A 21,500-nucleotide genomic window follows, 5' to 3' on the forward strand; every position below is an offset into this window, starting at 1 on the left:
CAACGCCGTTTCTACAAATTTTGCAAAAACGACGTTGTTTTTATTTACTGTACATCTCCCACAAAGTACGTGGCAATTTGCGGGAAAAAGCACATCAAGATGATAAATAAAACCATAATCAAGGCATAAGGAATAACACCTTTTACAATTTCACCGAGGCTGTTTTTGTTATCCAGCCCTTTTAACACAAAGAGATTTAATCCTACCGGCGGCGTAATTAATGCCAATTCCATGTTTATAACCATGATAATCGCAAACCATATCGGGTCGAATCCCAGCGCTGTAATGATTGGATATAACATCGGTACCGTAATAACCAGAATAGAGACGGTCTCTAAAAACATACCTAAACCAAGTAACACAAGATTAATAACAATCAGGATAACCCAAGGCGAGACGTCTGTTCCCGTAGCCGCTTCGGTAATCTGCTGCGGAATTTGCAACATCGTTAAAATAAAACCGAGCAGCTTAGCACCTATAATAATAAATAGAATCATAGCACTTGTATTTACGGTTGTCAGAATAATCTTCTTCAAATTCATAAACGTCAGATTCCGGTAAACAAGAATGGCAATCAGGAAGGATAATACTACTCCGACCGCAGCTGCTTCTGTCGGTGTGAAAATCCCGGAATAAATACCGCCGATAATCGCCACTGGCAGCAATAATCCCCAAATTGCTTTTTTAGAAGCTTCCCAGCGCTCGTTCCATGTCGCCGGCTTTTCTTTTATATGCCGCATTTGAATCGATGCAAAAATCATAAAACTCAATGTTAAAATAATTCCCGGGACAACACCTGCAATAAATAACTGTCCAACAGATTCACCAGTAAGGGAACCATATATAATCATGGGCACACTCGGCGGGATAAGAATCCCAAGTGTTCCTCCGGCTGCTAATAAACCGAGCACATATCGTCTTTTATAACCACGTTGAACCATCTCCGGAAGAGCAACGACGCCTACAGTCACTGCTGTTGCCACACTGGATCCGGAAATAGCTGAAAAAATGGTACAGCAAAAAACCGTCGCAATGGCCAGCCCTCCCGGAAAGTGCCTGAACCATTTGCTGGCCATCTCATATAAATCCCGTCCAACACCGCTGACAACAAGTATTTGACTCATCAACACATACATCGGCAGCGCTGTCAACGTGAAGTCATCTAAAGCAGAATATGCGATAATCGGAACTTGGTCAAAGGCGACGCTCCCGCCATTAAATAGATACATTCCCAGGACTGCAAGCAGACCTAAAGAAAAGGCAACCGGGAGACCAATAAGTAAGAAGGTCGCTAACCCTCCTGCAAAAAATAGATTCATAGAGAGTCGCCTCCTTTATGTACATCACCGTCAACCAGTTGCAAGATAAATGCGATAATGAGCAATACGCCGCCTATCGGAATAAATAATTCCGGTAAGTACATCGGAATACGCAACAAGGAGGTGGAAGTCGTCCCTAATTCAAATGTCAGCGAAATATGCGAAAACCCGTAGCCTGTCAAGATTACACTAAAAAGTAATCCGAGCGCATTGCAAATATATGCAAATACCTTCCGCGTAACATTGTTCACTCGATTAACCAGTAAATCGACAGTTATATGCGCATAGGTGCGCACAGCATAGGCTGTTCCTAAAAAACAGCTGCCAATAATGGCATAAGTAGATAATTCCGTAGCCCATGCTGTCGGCATTCCAAAGAATGATCTGGATAGAACTTCATAAAACGTCATCAACGTTGTTGCAAATATTAAAATTCCAGCTAAATAGGCTGCATATTTGATTAATAAATCAGAAAATTTATATAAAGTATTCATGTTGTAACTCCCTTCCAAGTGATGCGCACCGTTTATTCCTCCTCAGCGATATCTAATAATTTTTCCCCTGCTTCACCGGCTTCATCTTCAAAAGTTCTCCATACCGGCATTGCTGCTTCTTTCCATACGTCCAGCTCATCAGCAGGTACTTCATATACTTCCATTCCTCTGTCTTTCAGCACTTGGAGTGTTTCTTCATCTTCTAACTTTGTCTGATGACGTATCCATTCTTCGGTTTCATTAGCAGTTTCTTCAATTAACGTTTGTGTATTTTCTGGCAAATCATCCCAATACTCCTGATTAACACCGAGAATAAATTCAAAATAAGCATAATTATTAACGGTTAAATAATCGGTCACTTCATCATAACTGCGCTGCACCATCGCTGTTGTTCCAGATGTAGCTCCGTCTACCGTTTCTCTTTGTAACCCCATATACACTTCTCCGCCTCCCATAAATACAGGCGATGCTCCATAAGCTTGAATTAATTCAGAAGGAAGGGTGCCAACACTGCGGATTTTCATTCCCGCAAAATCTTCCGGAGATTCAAGCGGCCGCTGATTATTCGCAAATTGTCCAAATCCGTAATCTCCAAACATCAGCACTTTCACGCCGACATCTTCCATTTCGGAACGTAGAATATCACCAAACTCGCCATTTAACGATTCACCGACTTCTTCATAGTCTTCAAACACATAAGGAACATCAAATATTCCCATAGCCGGCACTGTTGAAGACCAAATTGTAGACGAGTTCATTCCCATTTCAATACCGCCCGTTAAGAGCGATTGGTTCATGTCTTTATCCGAGAGCAACTGTCCATTCGCAAAAACCTGCATCTCAATTTGGCCATTTGATTCCTCTTCGATTTTTTGAACAAATTGTTCTATCCCATGCGAAATGTGATGATCAGGCGGCAAGTTATAAGCTAGACGAATGGTAGCCGGTTCATATTCCTCTCCACTTGCTTCTGCATTTTCTGTTGCTCCATCATCGTTACTGCAGGCTGCTAACATGCCGGACAGGAGCAGCACAAAGGAAAGATGGCGTAATTTCTTCATTCCATCATCTCCTTTATCGTACGTGTTCTATCTAAGTGACGGATTCTTCCCAAAGGCTTTTTGGAAACAAGCTCTGCTGCAAAATCAGCAGCTTCGAACAGCTTATGAATGTCCACGCCTGTATGGACGCCCATCCGTTCAAATAAATATACCAAATCTTCTGTTGCTAAGTTCCCTGCTGAACCAGGAGCAAACGGGCATCCGCCAATGCCGCTGACTGCCGTCTCGAACGTCCTCACTCCAGCTGTATATGCCGCATACGCATTCGCAGCCCCAAAGCCTCTGGTATCATGAATATGAAACGATACCTTGGTATCTTTTGCTGCTTTAAACACCTTTTGGAACAGCCTGTCTACTTCATCCGGCGTTGCGATGCCAATAGTATCTGCAATGCCAATTCTGTCTGCTCCGGCCTGGACCGCTTTTTCAACTAATTGCAATACTTTTTCTTCTGCTACATGACCTTCATAAGGACAGCCAAAACTGACAGCAATCGAAAAGCAAATCTCCATACCGCTCATTTTTGCTTCCTTTGCCACTTCCGTAAACATTTCGAAATTTTTATCAATTGTCATCCCTAAATTTTTATCACTAAATGCTTCCGTTGCCGAAGCCGCCCAATTTAGTTCCAAATTTGGAAAATGACTGGCCCGCATAAAACCTTTTTGATTGGGAATTAACGCAATTGGCTGCACTTGTTTGTTTGTACTGATTTGCTCTAACAACGTTTCTGCGTCTGCCATCTGTGGAACTCTTTTCGGATGTACAAATGAAGCTGCCTCCACTTTTTGAATTCCTGCTTCTGTCAGTTTATGGATAAGTTCTGCTTTATGTTCTGTAGAAACGGTATTTGCTTCTATTTGCAGTCCGTCACGCGGGCTGACATCAACAATGGTAATCTGTTGTGTCATCAGATAATTCCCCCCTCTTTTAACCTTTTAAAATCCTCATAGGAGAAGTTTAAGTATTCTTTGTAGATTTCTTCATTATGTTGACCTAGCGTCGGTCCATTCGCATCAATTTCACCCGGAGTTTCGGAAAGTTTTGGAACGATGCCCGGCGTTTTTATTTTTTTACCATCAGCCAGTTCAACTTCCTGAATCATGTCTCTGGATTGATAATGAACATCTTCAAAAATATCTTTAATGCTATAAATTGCACTGACTGGAACGGAAGCTTCATCTAAAATCCGCTGTACTTCTGGAAGAGAATGCTGCTTTGTCCAAGCTTCAATGACACTATCAATATATTCCACATTGTTCACCCGGTCTTGATTGGTAGCATATTTGGGATTTGTTGCCATGTCTTCTCTTCCTATCGTTGTCATCAATCGCTGAAATATTCGATCACCGTTCCCGCCGATAATGACATACGATCCATCTGCACACAGATACGAATTAGAAGGAGCCACCCCCGGCAGTGTACTTCCTGTCCGTTCGCGAATTTCCCCGGTTAAATCATACTCGGGAAGCATTCCTTCCAATAAGCTGAATACAGACTCATACAGGGCAACATCCACTTCCTGCCCTCTTTTTTCCTCATCACGGTCCCGAACCCGAAGCGCCATTAATGTACCAATAACGGCATATAATCCGGCAACCATATCTCCAATCGCAATTCCGACCCGAACCGGCGGTAAATCCGGATATCCCGTTAAATACCTCAGACCGCCAACTGCTTCAGCAACACTTCCAAAACCGGCTTTTTCCCGGTATGGTCCTGTCTGTCCGTAACCGGAGATTCTCGTTAATACAATAGAAGGGTTCACTTTTTTCAACGTATCATAGCCTAATCCCCATCGTTCCAGTGTCCCGGGTTTAAAATTCTCTAAAACAACATCTGCTGTTTTCGTGAGATTTTTAATAATTTCCTGGCCTTCTGCCTCCCGCAAATTGACTGTAATTGATTTTTTATTTCGGGCTTGGACATGCCACCAAACGGATGTATCCTTGTACATTACGCGCCAATTTCGGAGCGGATCTCCATTTGTCGGCTCTTCTACTTTAATCACTTCTGCTCCAAATTCAGAAAATAACTTTCCCGCAAAAGGAGCAGCTACAATATTTCCTAATTCTAATACTTTGATTCCTTCCAGCGGCTTTTTCTTACTCAATCCAATCCCTCCAACGCGTCTTTGTTCAAATTCTTAAAGTGTGTAAAATCTCTCTCAATATGTTGTTTCATTAACTCTTTCGCAGCATCAGCATCCTGCTTGGCAATCGCCTCCCATATTTGTTCATGGTCCATATATGCTGTTTCTCTATAGGTAGGATCTTGATCCACAATAACTTCCCGGTAAAAACTGTTCACTCCGCGCAGCGTCCGGAGCATGGAAATTAGAAAAGGGTTGGCGCTTGCCTCCATAATAATGTCATGAAAAGCGACGGTAACACGCTTTTCATTATCCTCCTGTTTTTCTTTATGATAAGCAGTATTCTCCACTTCCTGTTTCATTAATTGTAATTGGTCATCCGTCCTCCTGAGGGCAGCATAATAAGCAGCCAGCGATTCCATACCTATCCGGCATTCATATAAATACCTAAAATCGGTAAGAGAAGGTTCAACTACCGTCACACCGCCTGTTTTTGATAAATTCAAAAATCCTTCTTGCTCCAGCATCCGAATCGATTCACGGATCGGGCTTCTGCTTACTTGTAGTGTTTCTGCTATTTTTTCTTCTATTAATTTTTCCCCTGGTTTGAATTTTCCGACAATAATTTGCTCTCTTAAGTAATCATAGACCTGACTCTTTAAGGTTTTCTTAACAATCTCAACGATAATAATCACCTCTTTTTTGTATACAGTATGCAAGGTATTTGTACATACTATTACAATAAAAGTAAAAAGTCAAACTATTTTAAAGATATTTTTTTCCGTTGAAAAACAAAAGCTCCGTATCTTCAATCGAGATAGGGAGCTCTTGTTCATACCATTATTTTTTTGGTTAAGGCGTCATTATTTTTTGCTTAATTGGTCTACTGCTAAAATAGCCTGTGCGACATCATCGGCGGTGATTTCTTCAGAAAGGTTACCCATGGTCTCGCCTTCCTGTGTTGCAGCAGCTCCGACTTTACGTAAATCTTCATAGGATACTTCATCCAAGTGCATTTCTTCCAATGTAGTTGGTAAACCTAAGGAACGATAAAAGTCGATATATTTTTGGATTTCTTCTTCCGGATGCAGTTCAAGTACAAGCTGTGTAAGTGTACCGTACGCTACCTTCTCGCCATGAGTCAGATGGTGGATATCTCCATCCAGCACGGTAAAACCATTATGAATAGCATGGGCTGCAGCCAGTCCGCCGCTCTCGAAACCAAGACCGGATAGGAGGGTGTTTGCTTCCACAACAGCTTCAACCTGTTTAGTCACCAGCTTTTTTTCTACTGCTTTATATGCAGCTTTTCCATAAGCGAATAAGGTTTTCTCACATGCTTCAGCAATCGCTTGTCCAGCAATACTTGTCTTTCCGCCAGCCATTGCATCTCCATTACTTTTAATGGTTGCTCTTGCTTCTACCCATGTCGCCATAGCATCTGCAATGCCAGAAGCAAATAACCGCGGCGGTGCACCTGCAACCACTTTGGTATCCACAAGTACCAGCTCCGGATTTTTGTTATAGAATTTATAGGATTCAAATACACCCTCATCACTGTAAATAACAGATAATGCACTTGTCGGTGCGTCGGTTGAGGCAGTAGAAGGAACAATTACAACACTCACTTCTAATTCGTCAGCAACTGCTTTGGCAGTGTCGAGTGTTTTTCCTCCTCCAACACCAATCACAAAATCAACCTTTTCCTGCTTCCCTTCATCTGCAATACGTCCCATTTCATTTAAGGAAGCTTCTCCATTAAATTGAATATAATGAAAATGTAATGATTCCGATTTTAAACTGCTTTCAATCGTCTCTCCAGTAATGTCCCACACAATATCATCTGATAGAATTAACGGTTTTTTGCCGATCGTTTTAATTTGTTTACCAAGATCATTCAAAGCACCTTTTCCTTGAATATATTTACTTGGTGATGTGAAAATAATATTTGACATGTAACCACTCCATTTCTAAGATTTGACTTTATTATAACATAGAATTCAGATATTGTGAAATATTTCACAATTATAAAATGAAATTATACTATGGTTCCTTACTTCCCTGATTCTTATTCTAATTGATTTGTTTTTCAATTAGAGTGAATGATATTATCTTTCCCATTAAATTCGTCTGCATACTAAAAACATCAAAATGCAAAGGCTGGCGTTTCATCCTTCGCATTTTGATGTTTTTATCGAGCAATATCACTCCGATAAAAAAAGTTACCATGAAGCTCGGCATTATCCAGCTGCTGATACACTTTATCTGCCGCTTGCGAAAGCGTTTCTGCCCGTCCGCCTGCCAGAAGGACTCTCCCGCCGTCAGACACAAGCACTCCATCCGTTTTTTTCGTTCCAGCATGGATAATAAAAGTATCAGCAGTCATATCCATTTTTGGCAGTATACTGCCTTTTCTATATGTACCAGGGTACCCTTCAGAAGCAAGCACAACACCGACACAAGTTTCCTGATACCATTCTAAATTTGGGTTCTTTTTCGCTAATACATCCTGCATGACTTGAACCAAATCATTCTTTAATAACGGAAGAACAACCTGCGTTTCTGGGTCGCCAAAACGTGTATTGAACTCAATTACTTTCGGTCCATTTTTTGTCATGATCAATCCTGCATAAAGTATTCCTGTGAAAGGTCTCCCCTCTTTTATCATTCCTATTGCTGTTTTCTGTAAAATCTGTTCGACGGCAAATTGATACGTTTCTTCCGTTAAATCCGGAATTGGCGCAAAAGCTCCCATGCCACCGGTATTTGGACCTTCATCATGGTCAAATGCTCGTTTATGGTCTCTTGCTGCTATCATTGGATAGACCTTATCCTCATGGACAAACGCCATTAAAGAGAATTCAGCACCTTCTAAATACGATTCAACAACGATGGTGGATCCTGCCTGGTCAAATGCTTTATCCACAAGCATATCATCAATCGCCTGGACAGCTTCCTCCTCGGTCATCGCTACAATTACTCCTTTTCCGGATGCTAATCCATCTGCTTTGATTACAATAGGAGCGCCTGTTTCTGCAATTCTTTTCTTAGCTTCCTGTGCATCCTGAAAAACACCATAAGAGGCCGTAGGGATATCATACTTTTTCATAAAATCTTTCGCGTAGCTTTTACTTCCTTCCAACCTTGCTGCTTCCTTCGTCGGCGCAAAAATAGGAAGATTTTCCTGTTGAAACCGATTGGTAATACCAGCATCTAATGGACTTTCAGGGCCAACAACCGTTAAATCAATTGCCGCTTCTTTCGCAAAAGCTGCCAGCTCTTCTATGTTCATTTCATCAATGGGAACACTCACTGCTTCTTCTTCCATGCCGGCATTTCCAGGGGCGACATAAATCTTTTCCAGCTGCGGGTTTTCCCTTAGCTTTTTAATCATACTATGCTCTCTGCCGCCGCGTCCTACAACTAATATGTTCATCGTTTCTCCTCCGTTTTCTTTTTATTCAGACGAACCGATTGGTTTACCTGGCTAGCACCCTAAGCAAAAGCTCCTGTATAAAACGAATGGAGAAACACAGGAGCTTCTGTACCTATTTAATGTTTAAAATGGCGAACAGATGTAGTCACCATGGCAATTCCATATTGATTACATACATCGATGGAATCTTGATCGCGTTTAGATCCGCCCGGCTGAATAATCGCTACGACACCAGCTTTAGCGGCTGCTTCTACAGTATCGGGCATCGGGAAGAAGGCATCTGAAGATAGCACAGCTCCTTTTGCTTTATCTCCCGCCTGGTCAATCGCAATTTCCGCCGCTCCAATCCGATTCATCTGACCGGCACCTACACCGACGGTCTGTGCATCCTTTGCTAGTACAATGGCATTTGATTTCACATGTTTCACTGCTTTCCAAGCAAATAGTAAATCAGCTATTTCTGCTTCAGCCGGCTGTCTTTCCGTTACCACTTCTAAGTCTTCGGCTGTTACTTCTTTGACATCTAAATCCTGGGTAAGCACGCCGCCGTCAACGGTAGTTATCCGTTTTTGGTCGGTTTGCTGATTCAAAATATCCAATTCCAAGAGACGGATATTTTTCTTCTCTGTTAATAAAGCAAGTGCATCCGCCTCAAAAGAAGGCGCAACGACGATTTCTAAGAAAATAGAAGAGAGCTGCTCCGCTGTCTGTCTATCAACTGGACGATTGCAAGCTACGATACCTCCAAAAATGGAAACAGGATCTGCTTCATACGTTCGTCCAAACGCTTCTGCCAATGTTTCTCCAATACCGATGCCACATGGATTCATATGTTTGACCGCAACTGCAGCAGGCTCATCATAGTCCCGCAAAATTTCTAATGCTGCATTGGTATCTTGGATATTATTATAAGAAAGCTCCTTGCCATGCAGTTGGTTGGCAGTTGCCAATGTTGCTGCATTCTGAACAGGTGCCTTGTAAAAAGCTGCCTGCTGATGCGGATTCTCTCCATAACGTAAATCCTGTACCTTTTCATAAGTCACGGTGTATGTCTCTGGAAATACTTCTTCTGTCTGTGTTTGGAAATAAGCAGCAATCATCGCATCATAATGTGCCGTATGACGGAACACTTTTGCTGCTAATTGCTGGCGGAAAGCATAATGGTCCACTTCTGTTTCCAGAGCCGCTAAAACAGATGGATAGTCAGACGGATCGGCAACCACGAAGACATCAGCAAAGTTTTTCGCTGCAGAACGAAGCATGGAAGGTCCGCCAATGTCAATATTTTCTATTATTTCCTCATGACCTACGCCTGATTTTTGGACTGTTTCTTTAAACGGATACAGATTAACCGCAACAAGATCGATTGGAGCGATATGATGCTCTTCCATTTGCGCACGATGATCCTCGTTGGAACGTTTTCCTAAAAGCCCGCCATGAATCATTGGATGCAATGTTTTTACTCTTCCCTCAAGCATTTCTGGAAAGTTTGTTACTTCTTCTACAGGAATAGCTTGTACACCAGACTCTTTTAGTAAACGGATAGTTCCGCCTGTTGATAAAATTTCAAAACCTTTTGCTTCAAGCCCTTTTGCAAATTCTGCAACCCCTGTTTTATCAGATACACTAATAAGCGCGCGTTTTTTCATAATAATTCCTCCGTTACATTCTGCATAAGTTGATTGATGACATTTGGATATAAGCGATGCTCTACCGCCTGGATTCTCATTTTCAGCTGCTCTTCTGTTTCTCCAGGTATTCTGTTTATTTCTTCCTGTGCGATAATGGGTCCGGTATCCATCCCTTCATCGACGTAGTGAACCGTTACTCCAGTCTTGGAAACACCGGATCGATAAGCTTGGCCAACAGCATCTTTCCCTGGGAAGGCCGGTAACAGAGACGGGTGTATATTGACGATTCTTCCTTCATATTGTGAAAGCAAGGTCTCCCCGATAAGCCGCATATAGCCTGCTAAGAAAATCCAATCGGCTTCAAGAAACTGTAATTTTTCAATAATCACTGCCTCATATTCTTGCTTAGTAGCATACCTTTTTGGTTCTAACACAAGTGTCTCGATGCCATAATCTTGAGCCTTTTTGATTACCGCTGCCCCCGGCTTATCACAGACAAGCAGTACGATAGAACCTGCATTTTTTTTATCCTGCATCATGGCATCAAAATTACTTCCTGTGCCTGATGCAAATACACAAGCCCGCTGTTTCATGAAGAAATCTGCACCCCTTCACCTGTAATGACCTGTCCGATAACTGCTGCTTCGACCTTATTCTCCTGCAATATATCACAGACTTTCTGCGCCTCTTCACTGGATACTGCTACGACCATGCCGATCCCCATATTGAACACACGATACATCTCACGTGTATCAATTTCTCCTCGTTTTTGCAGGAAAGGAAAAATTTCAGGAACATGCCATGCTCCTGCTTGGATTGTTGCTCCAAGACCTTCCGGCAGCATTCGCGGAATATTTTCATCAAAACCGCCGCCGGTAATATGCGCGATTCCTTTTATATGTACCTTTTCTTTTATGGATTGAACCGCTTTTGCATAAATCTTCGTCGGCTCCATTACTGTTTCACCCAGAGGTTTTGATAGTCCATCAGGAGTTTCTTCAAAATCCAGACCTTCCATCAGCTTGCGGACAAGTGAGTAACCATTGGAATGAATGCCGCTTGAAGCGAAGCCAATCAACGTATCGCCCTCTGTAATGGTCTTTCCTGTAATGATCTCTTCTTTCTCAACGATACCTACGACAAAACCAGCTAAATCATATTCCGCTGCATCATACATCCCCGGCATCTCTGCCGTCTCGCCGCCGATTAATGCAGCGCCGGCTTCCTGACATCCTGTTGCAATACCGGATACAATTGCTTCGATCCGCGCCGGGTCATTTTCTCCGCACGCAATATAATCTAAAAAGAAAAGCGGATCGCCTCCTTGAGCAACAATATCATTCACGCACATCGCTACTAAATCCATTCCTACTGTATCATGCTTGTCCAATTCGATCGCAAGCTTTAATTTGGTGCCGACGCCGTCTGTCCCAGAAAGCAGAACAGGCTCTTGATAGGAAAAGGAGGATAAATCAAATGCTCCTGCAAAGGAACCTAAAGAGCCCAGCACCTCTTTGCGATGTGTTTTTTGAATATGTTTTTTCATTCGCTCTACTGCTTCGTAGCCTTTTTCAACATCTACCCCAGCTTGTTTATAAACATCTGACATCTTTTCGCCCTCCTACATGGTTTTGATTCTAACAATTTGATATGTCCTTTTCCTTCTCATCAGCCGGAGCAACTGGATACACCCCTGTCATACAAGCCATGCAGACACCTTGATGGATCGTTTTATCTTTGACGATGGCATTTTCTAAGCCTTGTTCAGATAGATAAGCAATGCTGTCCGCTCCAATCAGTTCTCCTATTTCTTCTATACTGTAATTCGCTCCAATCAGTTCTTTCTTCGTAGACATATCAATTCCATAATAGCAAGGGTCTGTTATCACGGGAGAAGCAATGCGTACATGCACTTCCCTTGCACCAGCATCTTTTAACATTTTTACAATTCGCCTGCTGGTTGTTCCGCGCACAATCGAATCATCGATCATAATGACACGTTTCCCTTCTACAATCCCGCGGACTGGAGACAGCTTCATTTTCACACCAAGCTCTCTCAGCTCCTGGGAGGGCTGGATAAATGTTCTTCCAACGTAACGATTTTTGATAATCCCCATTTCATAAGGCAGCTGGCTTTCCTCTGCGTAGCCAATGGCAGCTGAAATACTGGAATCGGGAACACCTATTACTAAATCGGCATCGATTGGGGCTTCTTTGGCCAATTCTTTCCCCATCTGTTTCCGAGACGCATGCACATTGACATAGTTCAAATCACTATCCGGTCTGGAAAGATAGACATATTCCATTGCACACATCCGTCTTTTGTCGCGCGGGGCAAAGCGAAAAGAAGTTAGACCGTCTTGATTGATTTTAATTAATTCACCCGGTAATATTTCTCTCTCAAAAGTTGCGCCGATTTGATCGAAAGCACATGTTTCCGATGCAACGACATATGCTTCTCCTATTCTTCCAATAGAAAGCGGTCTGATGCCGGCAGGATCCAGTGCAGCATATAAGGTATCATCCTCTAAAATAAGATAAGCATAAGCACCTTTGACGCGATTGAGCGCTTCTGAGATGGTTGTTTCATTTATCTCTCCGCTCCGTTTCATCAAATGCGCCAGCACTTCTGTATCTGAAGTGGTCTGAAAAATACTGCCCTCTTTTTCAAGTTCTTCCCGCAATACAGTAGCATTCATTAAATTCCCATTATGCGCTAACGCCATGCCGCTCGTAAGGGACTGAAAAAGAAGAGGTTGTACATTTTCTAATCCCTTTCCGCCCTGTGTGGCATACCTTACATGCCCTAAAGCAATCTTCCCGCTTAAATCATCAAATTTCACTTGTTTAAACACATCATTAACCAATCCAAGCTGTTTGTAGCCTGTTAATTCTTTATCTTTACTCACAACAATCCCGGCGCCTTCTTGTCCGCGATGCTGCATCGAATGCAGTCCATAATAGGTTAATTCTGCCGCTTTATCATGTCCCCAAATTCCGAATACGCCACATTCTTCGTTTATGCCTTTGATTTCAGCAAGCATGGAATAGCTCCTTTCCAAAGTGCTTTTAACGCTTTCGCATCTTCCTGTAGAATCGTTTCGTTATTTGCCATAATAGTTAGTTGATTATCTGCTGTTACCTCACCAAGTTTAGCTGCATCCGTAAATACCTCTTCCAAAGCGGCTTGATGCTCCGGTTTTACGGTAACGAGAAAACGGGATTGCGTTTCACTGAATAACGTAACCGTTGCATCTCCTGAAAGGGTCACTTCTGCACCCAAATCTTCACTGGAGAATAACGATTCTGCTAACGCAACTCCTAACCCGCCCTCAGCAAGATCATGGGCAGATTGAATTTTGCCCTGTCTGATCAAGGAAAGCAGTTTTTCCTGACGTTCCGCTTCGATCGTTATATCCAGATGCGGTGCTTTTCCTTCATATTTTCCATCCTGGATAAATTGCAATTCACTGCCGCCAAATTCATTTTTTGTTTCTCCAATAAGATAAATACTATCGCCATGTTCTTGGAAAAAGCTTGGTGTAATATGGGACGTAGATTCATGCAAGCCAACCATACCGACAACCGGTGTCGGATAAATCGATTTTCCTTTGGATTGATTATACAAAGAAACATTTCCGCTGATAACTGGCGTCTGTAACGCCTCACAAGCAGCACGCATCCCTTCCACACTTTTTTCCATTTGCCAGAAAACCTCTGGATTTGTCGGGTTTCCAAAATTCAATCCATCTGTAAGTCCTAACGGCTTGGCTCCGGAGCAGACGATATTACGAGCTGCTTCTGCCACAGCAATCTTTCCGCCTTCTTCCGGGTCTAAATAAATGTAGCGGGAGTTACAGTCCGTTGTGATAGCCAAAGCTTTATCTGTACCTTTGATACGAACGACTGCCGCATCAGAACCGGGTGTAACAACAGTATTGGTCTGCACCATGGAATCGTATTGATCATAAACCCACTCTTTACTGGCGATCGTCGGACGCTGCAGTAATTGTTTCAACGCTTCTCCATAATTATCTATAGCTGGCGGTTGAACATTAATTTGCTGAAATTCCTGATAATATTGCGCTTCCGTCGATGGCATATGATACACTGGTGCATCATCCGCCAAAGAATCCACCGGAATATCCGCTACGACCTCATCATGATGCTTGATACGGAATACTTTTTCCTCAATCACCTTTCCGACCGGAACAGATTGCAAACCGTATTTTTCAAAAATAGTGATGATTTCCTGTTCACGGCCAGCTTTCACGCAAAGCAGCATTCTTTCCTGGGACTCAGACAGCATCATTTCATAAGCCGTCATATGTTGCTCACGCTGCGGCACAAGATCTAAGTTCATTTCCAGTCCGGTTCCTGCTTTACTCGCCATTTCACTTGCTGAAGAGGTTAAGCCGGCAGCACCCATATCCTGCATGCCGACAAGTGCATCGGAATGAATCACTTCCATACATGCTTCAATCAATAATTTTTCCATAAATGGGTCCCCAACTTGTACGGCTGGACGGTCTTTATCGGAATCTTCCGCCAAATCTCCCGAAGCAAAAGTAGCGCCATGAATACCATCTCTCCCAGTTGGCGGTCCTGCATATAAAATCGTATTGCCAATCCCCGCAGCAATTCCTTTTTGTACGTCATCATGATTAATCAGTCCCACACACATGGCATTGACAAGCGGGTTATCCTCATAACTGTCGTCAAATTGCACTTCGCCGCCTACCGTTGGAACACCGACACAGTTTCCATAACCGGCAATCCCGGCAACAACTTCGGAAAAGAGATACTTGGTACGGTTCGTTGTTAACGGTCCAAAGCGTAATGAGTTCATTAGTGCAATCGGGCGTGCTCCCATCGAAAACACATCACGGATAATGCCGCCGACACCTGTTGCTGCTCCCTGGTACGGTTCAACAGCAGACGGATGATTATGACTTTCCACCTTAAAAACAACGGCCTGCTCATCGCCAACATCAATGACTCCCGCGCCTTCTCCCGGTCCCTGCAAAACATTCGGGCCTTCTGTCGGGAACTTTTTCAGAAGCGGTTTGGATGTTTTATAGCTGCAATGCTCGGACCACATAACAGAAAAGATGCCTGTCTCTGTAAAATTCGGACGACGGCCCAGGATCATTTTGATTTTTTCAAACTCCTCATCACTTAAACCCATATCCTGATACAATCGGTCTTTTTCCACTTTCTCTGGATCGATATTATGCGTTAACTGCATTGCTGCTCCTCCAATTCATGATCATAGATTGAAATAGCCTTAATCCGTCTTCACTTCCTAATAAAGCTTCCACTGCCCGTTCCGGATGCGGCATCATCCCCAGCACATTACCAGCTTTGTTGCGGATACCGGCAATATCTTCTACGGAACCATTGGGATTGTTTTTATAAGTAAATACGATTTGATTATTATCCTTTAATTCTTGTAACGTTTCTTCATCACAGAAATAGTTGCCTTCCCCATGGGCGATTGGAAAACGGACGACCTCGTTTTTATCATACAACGTTGTAAAAACCGTCTCATTATCTTCGACGGTCAATTCTTCCTGATGACACATAAACGAAAGATTCTTATTACGCATGAGCGCTCCCGGCAGAAGTCCAGCTTCCGTCAATACTTGAAATCCATTGCAAATCCCCAGTACAGGTTTGCCTTTTTCCGCATGCGCTCGAATCTTGTTCATCATATCCGACGTAGAAGCCATCGAACCGGATCGCAAGTAATCGCCATAAGAGAAACCGCCCGGGATAAGAATACCGTCTGCATCATCTAACAAATGTGTATCCGTGTACCAGACAAGGCTTGCTTCTGCCCCTGCTATCTCTCCCGCCGCATGGTGCATATCCCTGTCACAATTGGAACCTGGAAAAACAATCACCGCTACCTTCACAATGACCGTGCCTCCTCTAGCTCAATCCGGTAATCTTCAATGACCGGGTTCGCCAATAATTGCTCACACATCTGCGTTACTCTTTTCTCTAATTCAGGCCCGTCCTCTACTTGAAGTTCAATATATTTCCCGACCCGAACATCTTCCACCTCTGGATAATCCAAAGAATGAAGCGACGTTTGAATTGCTTTTCCCTGTGGATCTAACACGCCTTGTTTTAATGTAATGTACACCTGCACTTTTTTCATAGCTGCGCCTCCAAGCGATTGAATATTTCTTCATATACGGTAATTAAATCTCCTGTGCCTTGCCGAAAAACGTCTTTATCTAATCTTTCATTCGTTTCGATATCCCATAACCTGCACGTATCGGGAGACACCTCATCAGAGAGCAAAATCTCGCCATCCTTATTTTTGCCGAACTCCAACTTAAAATCGACTAGACGAACACCAATAGCAGCAAAAATAGCTGTTAAAGCCTGATTCACTTTTCTCGCCTTCTCTTTCATATCGGTCAATTCTTCCCCTGTCACATCTGTTAGATAGAGCGCATGCTCATCATTTATCAACGGATCTCCTAAACTGTCATCTTTATAGAAGAGTTCTGCCAGGGCAGGATCAAAAGGCGTTTTTTCCTCGATACCGAGACGCTTGGTAATGCTACCTGTCGCAATATTCCGAATTACCACCTCTAACGGAATAATATCTGTTTTCTGAACTATTTGGGTAGTAGAATCCAGCCGCTTGATAAAATGCGACGGGATTCCTTTGTTTTCTAATGCTTGGAACAGGAGGGAAGAGATCTCATTATTGAGTCTCCCCTTCCCGGTAAACTGCGCTTTTTTCTCTCCGTTAAAGGCTGTTGCATCATTCTTATACGAGAGAATCAAATGATTTTCATTCGTATCTGATTGATAAATCTTCTTTGCTTTTCCTTCATACAAAAGCTGCCGATCCATATGGGAAATCCTCCTAGGCAAGTCCAATTTTTGTAAAGATTTGATCCACATTCTTCAAATGGTACGTATAGTCAAAACAATCATCAATTTCTGCCTGTGTTAATTTACTGGTAATCCGCTCGTCCTGCTCTACCAATACTTTAAAGGAAGTTGCTGTTTCCCAGGCTTCCATGGCTTTTGGCTGCACAATATCATAAGCTTCCTCACGCGCCATGCCTTTATCAATCAGTGTTAATAATACACGTTGTGAGAATATCACCCCATGGGTACGGTCTATGTTGCGCTTCATGTTTTCAGGGAATACCGTTAAGTTCTCTACAATATTGCCAAAGCGATGCAGCATATAGTCGAGCGCAATCGTCGCATCCGGTAAAATGACACGCTCTGCAGAAGAATGCGAGATATCACGTTCATGCCACAATGATACATTTTCATAAGCCGTTACCATATAACCGCGGATAACGCGTGCCATCCCTGTCATATTTTCCGAGCCAATCGGGTTACGTTTATGTGGCATCGCCGAAGATCCTTTCTGACCTTTTGCAAAGCGCTCTTCAACTTCTCTTGTTTCTGTTTTTTGCAAGCCGCGGATCTCCGTTGCAAATTTTTCAATCGATGTAGCAATCAATGCTAATGTTGATAAATAATCTGCATGACGATCACGCTGTAAGGTTTGTGTAGAAACCGGCGCTGGTGATGTACCCAGCTTTCCGCATACATATTGTTCTACAAATGGATCAATATTGGCATAGGTTCCAACCGCTCCGGACATTTTGCCGAACTCAACATTCTTTGCAGCAAGCTCAAAACGCTCGACATTCCGCTTCATTTCTTCATACCATAAGGCCATTTTCAATCCAAAAGTTGTTGGTTCTGCATGCACACCGTGGGTACGCCCCATCATCACTGTATGTTTATGTTCTTTCGCTTTCGCTTCTAAAATCCCGACAAACCGGTTCAATCCACTTCTTAAAATATCGTTTGCCTGTTTCAATATATAAGAAAGAGCCGTATCCACCACATCGGTAGAAGTTAAACCATAATGGACCCATTTTCTTTCCTCGCCTAATGTTTCCGATACAGCACGGGTAAATGCGACCACATCATGGCGTGTTTCCTGCTCAATCTCATAAATACGGTTCATATCAAAGGAAGCATTCTCACGCAGTTTGTTAACATCCTCTTCTGGAATAAACCCAAGCTCGCTCCATGCTTCACAAGCTAGGATTTCAACCTCCAGCCATGCTTTGTATTTATTTTCTTCCGTCCAGATATTGCCCATTTCTTCTCTTGTATAACGCTCGATCATTGGTTTGTTGCCTCCTCAAATTTTTCCAATTGTTTCCGTAAAGCTTCTGGAGTTTCTGCTGTAAATGTGATATGTCCCATTTTACGTTTTTCTTTCGGTTCTTCTTTTCCATATAGATGAAGGAAACCGAAATCATGCTTTGCAGTAAATGCGATTGCTTCCGGAAGGGATTCTCCTAAGATATTGATCATCGCGGTTGGCTGATGCAGGTTGACGGGAAGAAGCGGCAGTCCGCAGATTGCCCGGATATGCTGCGTGAATTGTGAAACCGTACAACCTTCAATCGTATAATGACCGGAATTATGCGGCCTCGGTGCCATTTCATTCATGTAAATCGTACCCTCGCCGACAAACATTTCAATCGCAAAAGTACCGACAATCTCCATACGTTCCGCAATTTTCGCTGTCATCGCATACGCTTTTTCTTCAAGTGCTGCATCTATCTCTGCCGGAACCGTTGTTTTGTAAAGAATATGGTCACGGTGTTCATTTTCAGCGACAGGGAAAAATGCAATATCTCCTTGCTGGGATCTTGTAAAGACAACCGAAATTTCTTTATCAAAAGGAATCCATCGTTCTATTATACAATAGCCGTGCTCTCGGAAAAATGCTAAAGCTTCCTTTTTATCTTCTTCTGCTTTTAATTTGAGCTGCCCTTTTCCATCATACCCTCCCCGGCAAGTTTTAATGACTGCCGGCAGCGGAATAACGGATAATGCCTCTTGGCAGGTTTCCTCTGTTTGCACGATACGGAAAGCAGGAACAGAAAGCTCTAACTCATCCATCAGCAGCTTTTCTTTTTCACGGTTCTGTGTAACCTTTAAAGCCAACGCACCTTGTGGAAGTTTTCCTGCATTCTGAATAAGCTCTGCAGCATCCAGATGCACATTTTCAAATTCATATGTAATGACGTCCGCTTTTTCAATCAATTCTTTTACAGCTGTCATTTCTGCATAGCCTGCAACAATCTGTTCATCAGCAACCTGTGCAGTCGGACAATTCGGTGTCGGATCTAAAACAACAATACGGTATCCCATGTATCTGGCAGCAATCGCCATCATTCTGCCAAGCTGACCGCCGCCAATAATCCCAATCGTCTGAGGAGGAAAAATTTGTTTAATAGGTAGCAAGCTCATCCCTCATTTCCTGTACGGCATCTTTCATTGCTGTGCGGTATGCTTTTAACGCTTGTTCTGCCTTTTCATCAAATGTGCTGATAATCTGTGTTGCTAAAACAGCGGCATTTTTCGCGCCTGCTTTTCCAATGGCAACTGTTGCAGTCGGTACACCGCCAGGCATTTGAACGATGGATAAGAGTGAATCGACTCCTTGAAGTGCTTTGCTTTCAACAGGAACTCCAATAACCGGCAGCGTTGTCTGTGAAGCAATCATTCCAGGCAGATGTGCTGCACCGCCTGCACCGGCAATAATGACTTTTAACCCTTTTTCCCGTGCATTTTGAGCATAGGTAAACATATCATCCGGCGTACGGTGAGCGGAAATAACTTCTTTTTCATAACTGATATTCAGCGTTTCAAGTTCTTCGCAGGTATGCTGCATCGTTTCCCAATCAGAGATACTTCCCATAATGACACCAACTTGAGCCATCGAATCCCTCTTTCTGAATTTTTATTGTTTTTACGGATTTTAAAAGATAGTCATAAAGATAATGTCCGGTTTTTGATCGGATCAATGAAAGTTTGAGCAGTGATTGCCTCTTTTATCCAAAAGTACTTTATAATCTAAGGTAAGGTGTCAAGCTACCGCTGCGTCGGACCGTTTTGCTTTCCTAGGGGCACGCTCTTCAGCTAACTTTTGCCAAGAAGGTCGCTTGGCAAAAGTGGATCTTCAGAGGGTGCTGATCCCTCAGGAGTCAAAACGGTCCGCCTCCGCTAGTGGGATGTTCTATGCATGAAATAGCTGAACAAATAAACGTAGATCAGACAGGACATATTTTTCGTGGTGCATGGCAAAAATATTCCGCAATCATTCTTTTCTGTGTATAAAAGCGGTCTTCTTTTCAAGTTAGCTGAAGCCGTCCCCATGGAAAGCGGAAGGCTTGGCCGGAGCGGAAGCTATACACCAAACCCTTTTCAAAAATAAAAGGATGATTGAAATCAAAGCAAGCATGATAATAGAAATCATGTTCATCCTGGTACAACAAGAGTTATATGCTCATTCTTAGGTGCGTAAGTTGAGTAATGAAATGTCAGATCATTAAAAAAGTCCATTCACCTTCCATAAGGGAAGATGAATAGACTTGGTTAAAAGTTGTTCAAAGCGTAATTGTTTGGACTTTTGAACATCCTTATTATAAGCATCATTCAACATCCGCTGTTCTTCAAACAACGGCTCATCCTCCCTCATAGTCCGGTCATTTACGGTGCCGGGTAGAAACTTCCTGAGCCTTATTCTCAAGTATATATGAGGCATTTTTCTATTGTTGGCTTTAGCATACCAAAAAAAAATGAAAAACGCAAGATAATGTCGAACATTTTCAGCTTCACACAAAATTAATGTTCGGTTTTTGAGGATTGTTCATTTGACTGATTTTCACTTTGTTTCTGTTCTTTATTATTATTCTCTTTACGCATTAATTTTCCTTTACGAACCTGTTTTACCCAGAACCCGCCATGAATTCGTTTTGGTTCATAAGAGATAATAAATGCTTTTGGATCAATTCCGTGGATGGTTTCATATAATCTCAATTCATACTTTCTCGGTGTTAAAATTTGAACGGAAAGTCTGTCTCCATCCATTCCATAGGAAGACCAGCTTGTTACACCATATCCCTTTTCACGAAGACGTTGTGTGAAATTTAAATCCGGGTTAGCAGAGACGACATTTACGGTAATGTATCCAAGGGCAAGCTTTTCTTCAATTTTGGAACCAATGATCAAACCTGTTGCGAAACCTACTGCATAAGCAAGCACATTTTGAAATTGATTGAGGTTATCCAGTACGAGCATCAGCCCGACAACATACATAACCATTTCAAATATACTTACAAATGCGGCAATATAGGTTCTGCCCTTTAGTGTTAAAATCATACGAACCGTCATTATGGATACATATAACACATTCACTAAAAATATAATGGCCACCATAATGAGTGCATTCTCTAACATATTGATTCCCCCTTTACCTTCTTGAAAATAACTTCAAACAGAAAAAAACACATTCACAAAATATGACATTTTGTAAATGTTCCCTTTATTTCCAAGAACCAAACACACGTAGTCTAAAAGAAATAATAGGATGCCTTTAATTTACCATATTTTT

At 42.5% G+C, this 21,500-nt stretch carries 21 protein-coding genes and 1 riboswitch; all 21 genes read right to left on the reverse strand.

Annotated features, from left to right (window positions below):
* Positions 1–44 precede the first annotated feature (44 nt).
* Complete coding sequence (locus ACFQ19_RS05895) at positions 45–1,319, reverse strand: TRAP transporter large permease (protein WP_379591141.1); 1,275 nt, start codon at positions 1,317–1,319, stop codon at positions 45–47.
* Positions 1,316–1,813, reverse strand: coding sequence for a TRAP transporter small permease (locus ACFQ19_RS05900; protein ID WP_379591142.1), 498 nt, complete (start codon positions 1,811–1,813; stop codon positions 1,316–1,318). The genes ACFQ19_RS05895 and ACFQ19_RS05900 overlap by 4 nt, the downstream gene beginning before the upstream one ends.
* A gap of 32 nt (positions 1,814–1,845) precedes the next feature.
* Positions 1,846–2,874 (reverse strand): DctP family TRAP transporter solute-binding subunit, encoded by a 1,029-nt coding sequence (locus ACFQ19_RS05905; protein WP_379591143.1) that lies wholly within the window; start codon positions 2,872–2,874, stop codon positions 1,846–1,848.
* Complete coding sequence (locus ACFQ19_RS05910) at positions 2,871–3,785, reverse strand: hydroxymethylglutaryl-CoA lyase (protein WP_379591144.1); 915 nt, start codon at positions 3,783–3,785, stop codon at positions 2,871–2,873. The genes ACFQ19_RS05905 and ACFQ19_RS05910 overlap by 4 nt, the downstream gene beginning before the upstream one ends.
* Complete coding sequence (locus ACFQ19_RS05915; protein ID WP_379591145.1) at positions 3,785–4,987, reverse strand: CaiB/BaiF CoA transferase family protein; 1,203 nt, start codon at positions 4,985–4,987, stop codon at positions 3,785–3,787. The genes ACFQ19_RS05910 and ACFQ19_RS05915 overlap by 1 nt, the downstream gene beginning before the upstream one ends.
* Entirely contained in the window at positions 4,984–5,685 is a 702-nt protein-coding gene (locus ACFQ19_RS05920) for a GntR family transcriptional regulator (protein ID WP_379591146.1), read from the reverse strand. The genes ACFQ19_RS05915 and ACFQ19_RS05920 overlap by 4 nt, the downstream gene beginning before the upstream one ends.
* 144 nt (positions 5,686–5,829) lie before the next feature.
* Positions 5,830–6,921: a glycerol dehydrogenase gene (locus tag ACFQ19_RS05925; RefSeq protein WP_379591147.1), complete on the reverse strand. Its 1,092-nt coding sequence runs from the start codon at positions 6,919–6,921 to the stop codon at positions 5,830–5,832.
* A 236-nt stretch (positions 6,922–7,157) separates the two neighbouring features.
* The gene (gene purD, locus ACFQ19_RS05930) at positions 7,158–8,402 is read right to left on the reverse strand and encodes a phosphoribosylamine--glycine ligase (protein ID WP_379591148.1); all 1,245 of its coding nucleotides are present in this window, start codon (positions 8,400–8,402) and stop codon (positions 7,158–7,160) included.
* A 116-nt stretch (positions 8,403–8,518) separates the two neighbouring features.
* Complete coding sequence (gene purH, locus ACFQ19_RS05935; protein ID WP_379591149.1) at positions 8,519–10,051, reverse strand: bifunctional phosphoribosylaminoimidazolecarboxamide formyltransferase/IMP cyclohydrolase; 1,533 nt, start codon at positions 10,049–10,051, stop codon at positions 8,519–8,521.
* Complete coding sequence (purN, locus tag ACFQ19_RS05940; protein WP_379591150.1) at positions 10,048–10,626, reverse strand: phosphoribosylglycinamide formyltransferase; 579 nt, start codon at positions 10,624–10,626, stop codon at positions 10,048–10,050. The genes purH and purN overlap by 4 nt, the downstream gene beginning before the upstream one ends.
* Positions 10,623–11,642 carry a phosphoribosylformylglycinamidine cyclo-ligase gene (purM, locus tag ACFQ19_RS05945; protein WP_379591151.1) on the reverse strand — a complete coding sequence of 340 codons (1,020 nt, stop codon included), beginning with the start codon at positions 11,640–11,642 and terminating at the stop codon, positions 10,623–10,625. Before purM ends, purN begins: the two co-directional genes overlap by 4 nt.
* A 28-nt stretch (positions 11,643–11,670) precedes the next feature.
* Positions 11,671–13,077, reverse strand: coding sequence for an amidophosphoribosyltransferase (gene purF, locus ACFQ19_RS05950; RefSeq protein ID WP_379591152.1), 1,407 nt, complete (start codon positions 13,075–13,077; stop codon positions 11,671–11,673).
* A complete protein-coding gene (purL, locus tag ACFQ19_RS05955; RefSeq protein ID WP_379591153.1) occupies positions 13,053–15,281 on the reverse strand; it encodes a phosphoribosylformylglycinamidine synthase subunit PurL in 2,229 nt (742 codons plus the stop codon). Before purL ends, purF begins: the two co-directional genes overlap by 25 nt.
* Positions 15,265–15,951 carry a phosphoribosylformylglycinamidine synthase subunit PurQ gene (gene purQ / locus ACFQ19_RS05960; protein WP_379591154.1) on the reverse strand — a complete coding sequence of 229 codons (687 nt, stop codon included), beginning with the start codon at positions 15,949–15,951 and terminating at the stop codon, positions 15,265–15,267. Before purQ ends, purL begins: the two co-directional genes overlap by 17 nt.
* On the reverse strand, positions 15,948–16,199 hold the full coding sequence (purS, locus tag ACFQ19_RS05965) for a phosphoribosylformylglycinamidine synthase subunit PurS (protein WP_379591155.1): 252 nt from the start codon (positions 16,197–16,199) through the stop codon (positions 15,948–15,950). The genes purQ and purS overlap by 4 nt, the downstream gene beginning before the upstream one ends.
* Entirely contained in the window at positions 16,196–16,909 is a 714-nt protein-coding gene (gene purC / locus ACFQ19_RS05970; RefSeq protein ID WP_379591156.1) for a phosphoribosylaminoimidazolesuccinocarboxamide synthase, read from the reverse strand. Before purC ends, purS begins: the two co-directional genes overlap by 4 nt.
* A gap of 13 nt (positions 16,910–16,922) precedes the next feature.
* A complete protein-coding gene (gene purB, locus ACFQ19_RS05975) occupies positions 16,923–18,218 on the reverse strand; it encodes an adenylosuccinate lyase (RefSeq protein WP_379591157.1) in 1,296 nt (431 codons plus the stop codon).
* Positions 18,215–19,348, reverse strand: coding sequence for a 5-(carboxyamino)imidazole ribonucleotide synthase (gene purK, locus ACFQ19_RS05980; RefSeq protein ID WP_379591158.1), 1,134 nt, complete (start codon positions 19,346–19,348; stop codon positions 18,215–18,217). Before purK ends, purB begins: the two co-directional genes overlap by 4 nt.
* Positions 19,335–19,826 (reverse strand): 5-(carboxyamino)imidazole ribonucleotide mutase, encoded by a 492-nt coding sequence (gene purE / locus ACFQ19_RS05985; RefSeq protein WP_379591159.1) that lies wholly within the window; start codon positions 19,824–19,826, stop codon positions 19,335–19,337. The genes purK and purE overlap by 14 nt, the downstream gene beginning before the upstream one ends.
* A 609-nt stretch (positions 19,827–20,435) precedes the next feature.
* Positions 20,436–20,567, reverse strand: a complete 132-nt coding sequence (locus ACFQ19_RS05990) for a hypothetical protein (protein ID WP_379591160.1) — start codon at positions 20,565–20,567, stop codon at positions 20,436–20,438.
* Positions 20,565–20,666, reverse strand: a riboswitch (purine riboswitch). It overlaps the preceding gene by 3 nt.
* A gap of 65 nt (positions 20,667–20,731) precedes the next feature.
* On the reverse strand, positions 20,732–21,346 hold the full coding sequence (locus ACFQ19_RS05995; RefSeq protein WP_379591161.1) for a DUF2179 domain-containing protein: 615 nt from the start codon (positions 21,344–21,346) through the stop codon (positions 20,732–20,734).
* Positions 21,347–21,500 lie beyond the last annotated feature (154 nt).

The organism is Oceanobacillus locisalsi, assembly GCF_042675985.1.
Taxonomy (GTDB): domain Bacteria; phylum Bacillota; class Bacilli; order Bacillales; family Amphibacillaceae; genus Oceanobacillus; species Oceanobacillus locisalsi.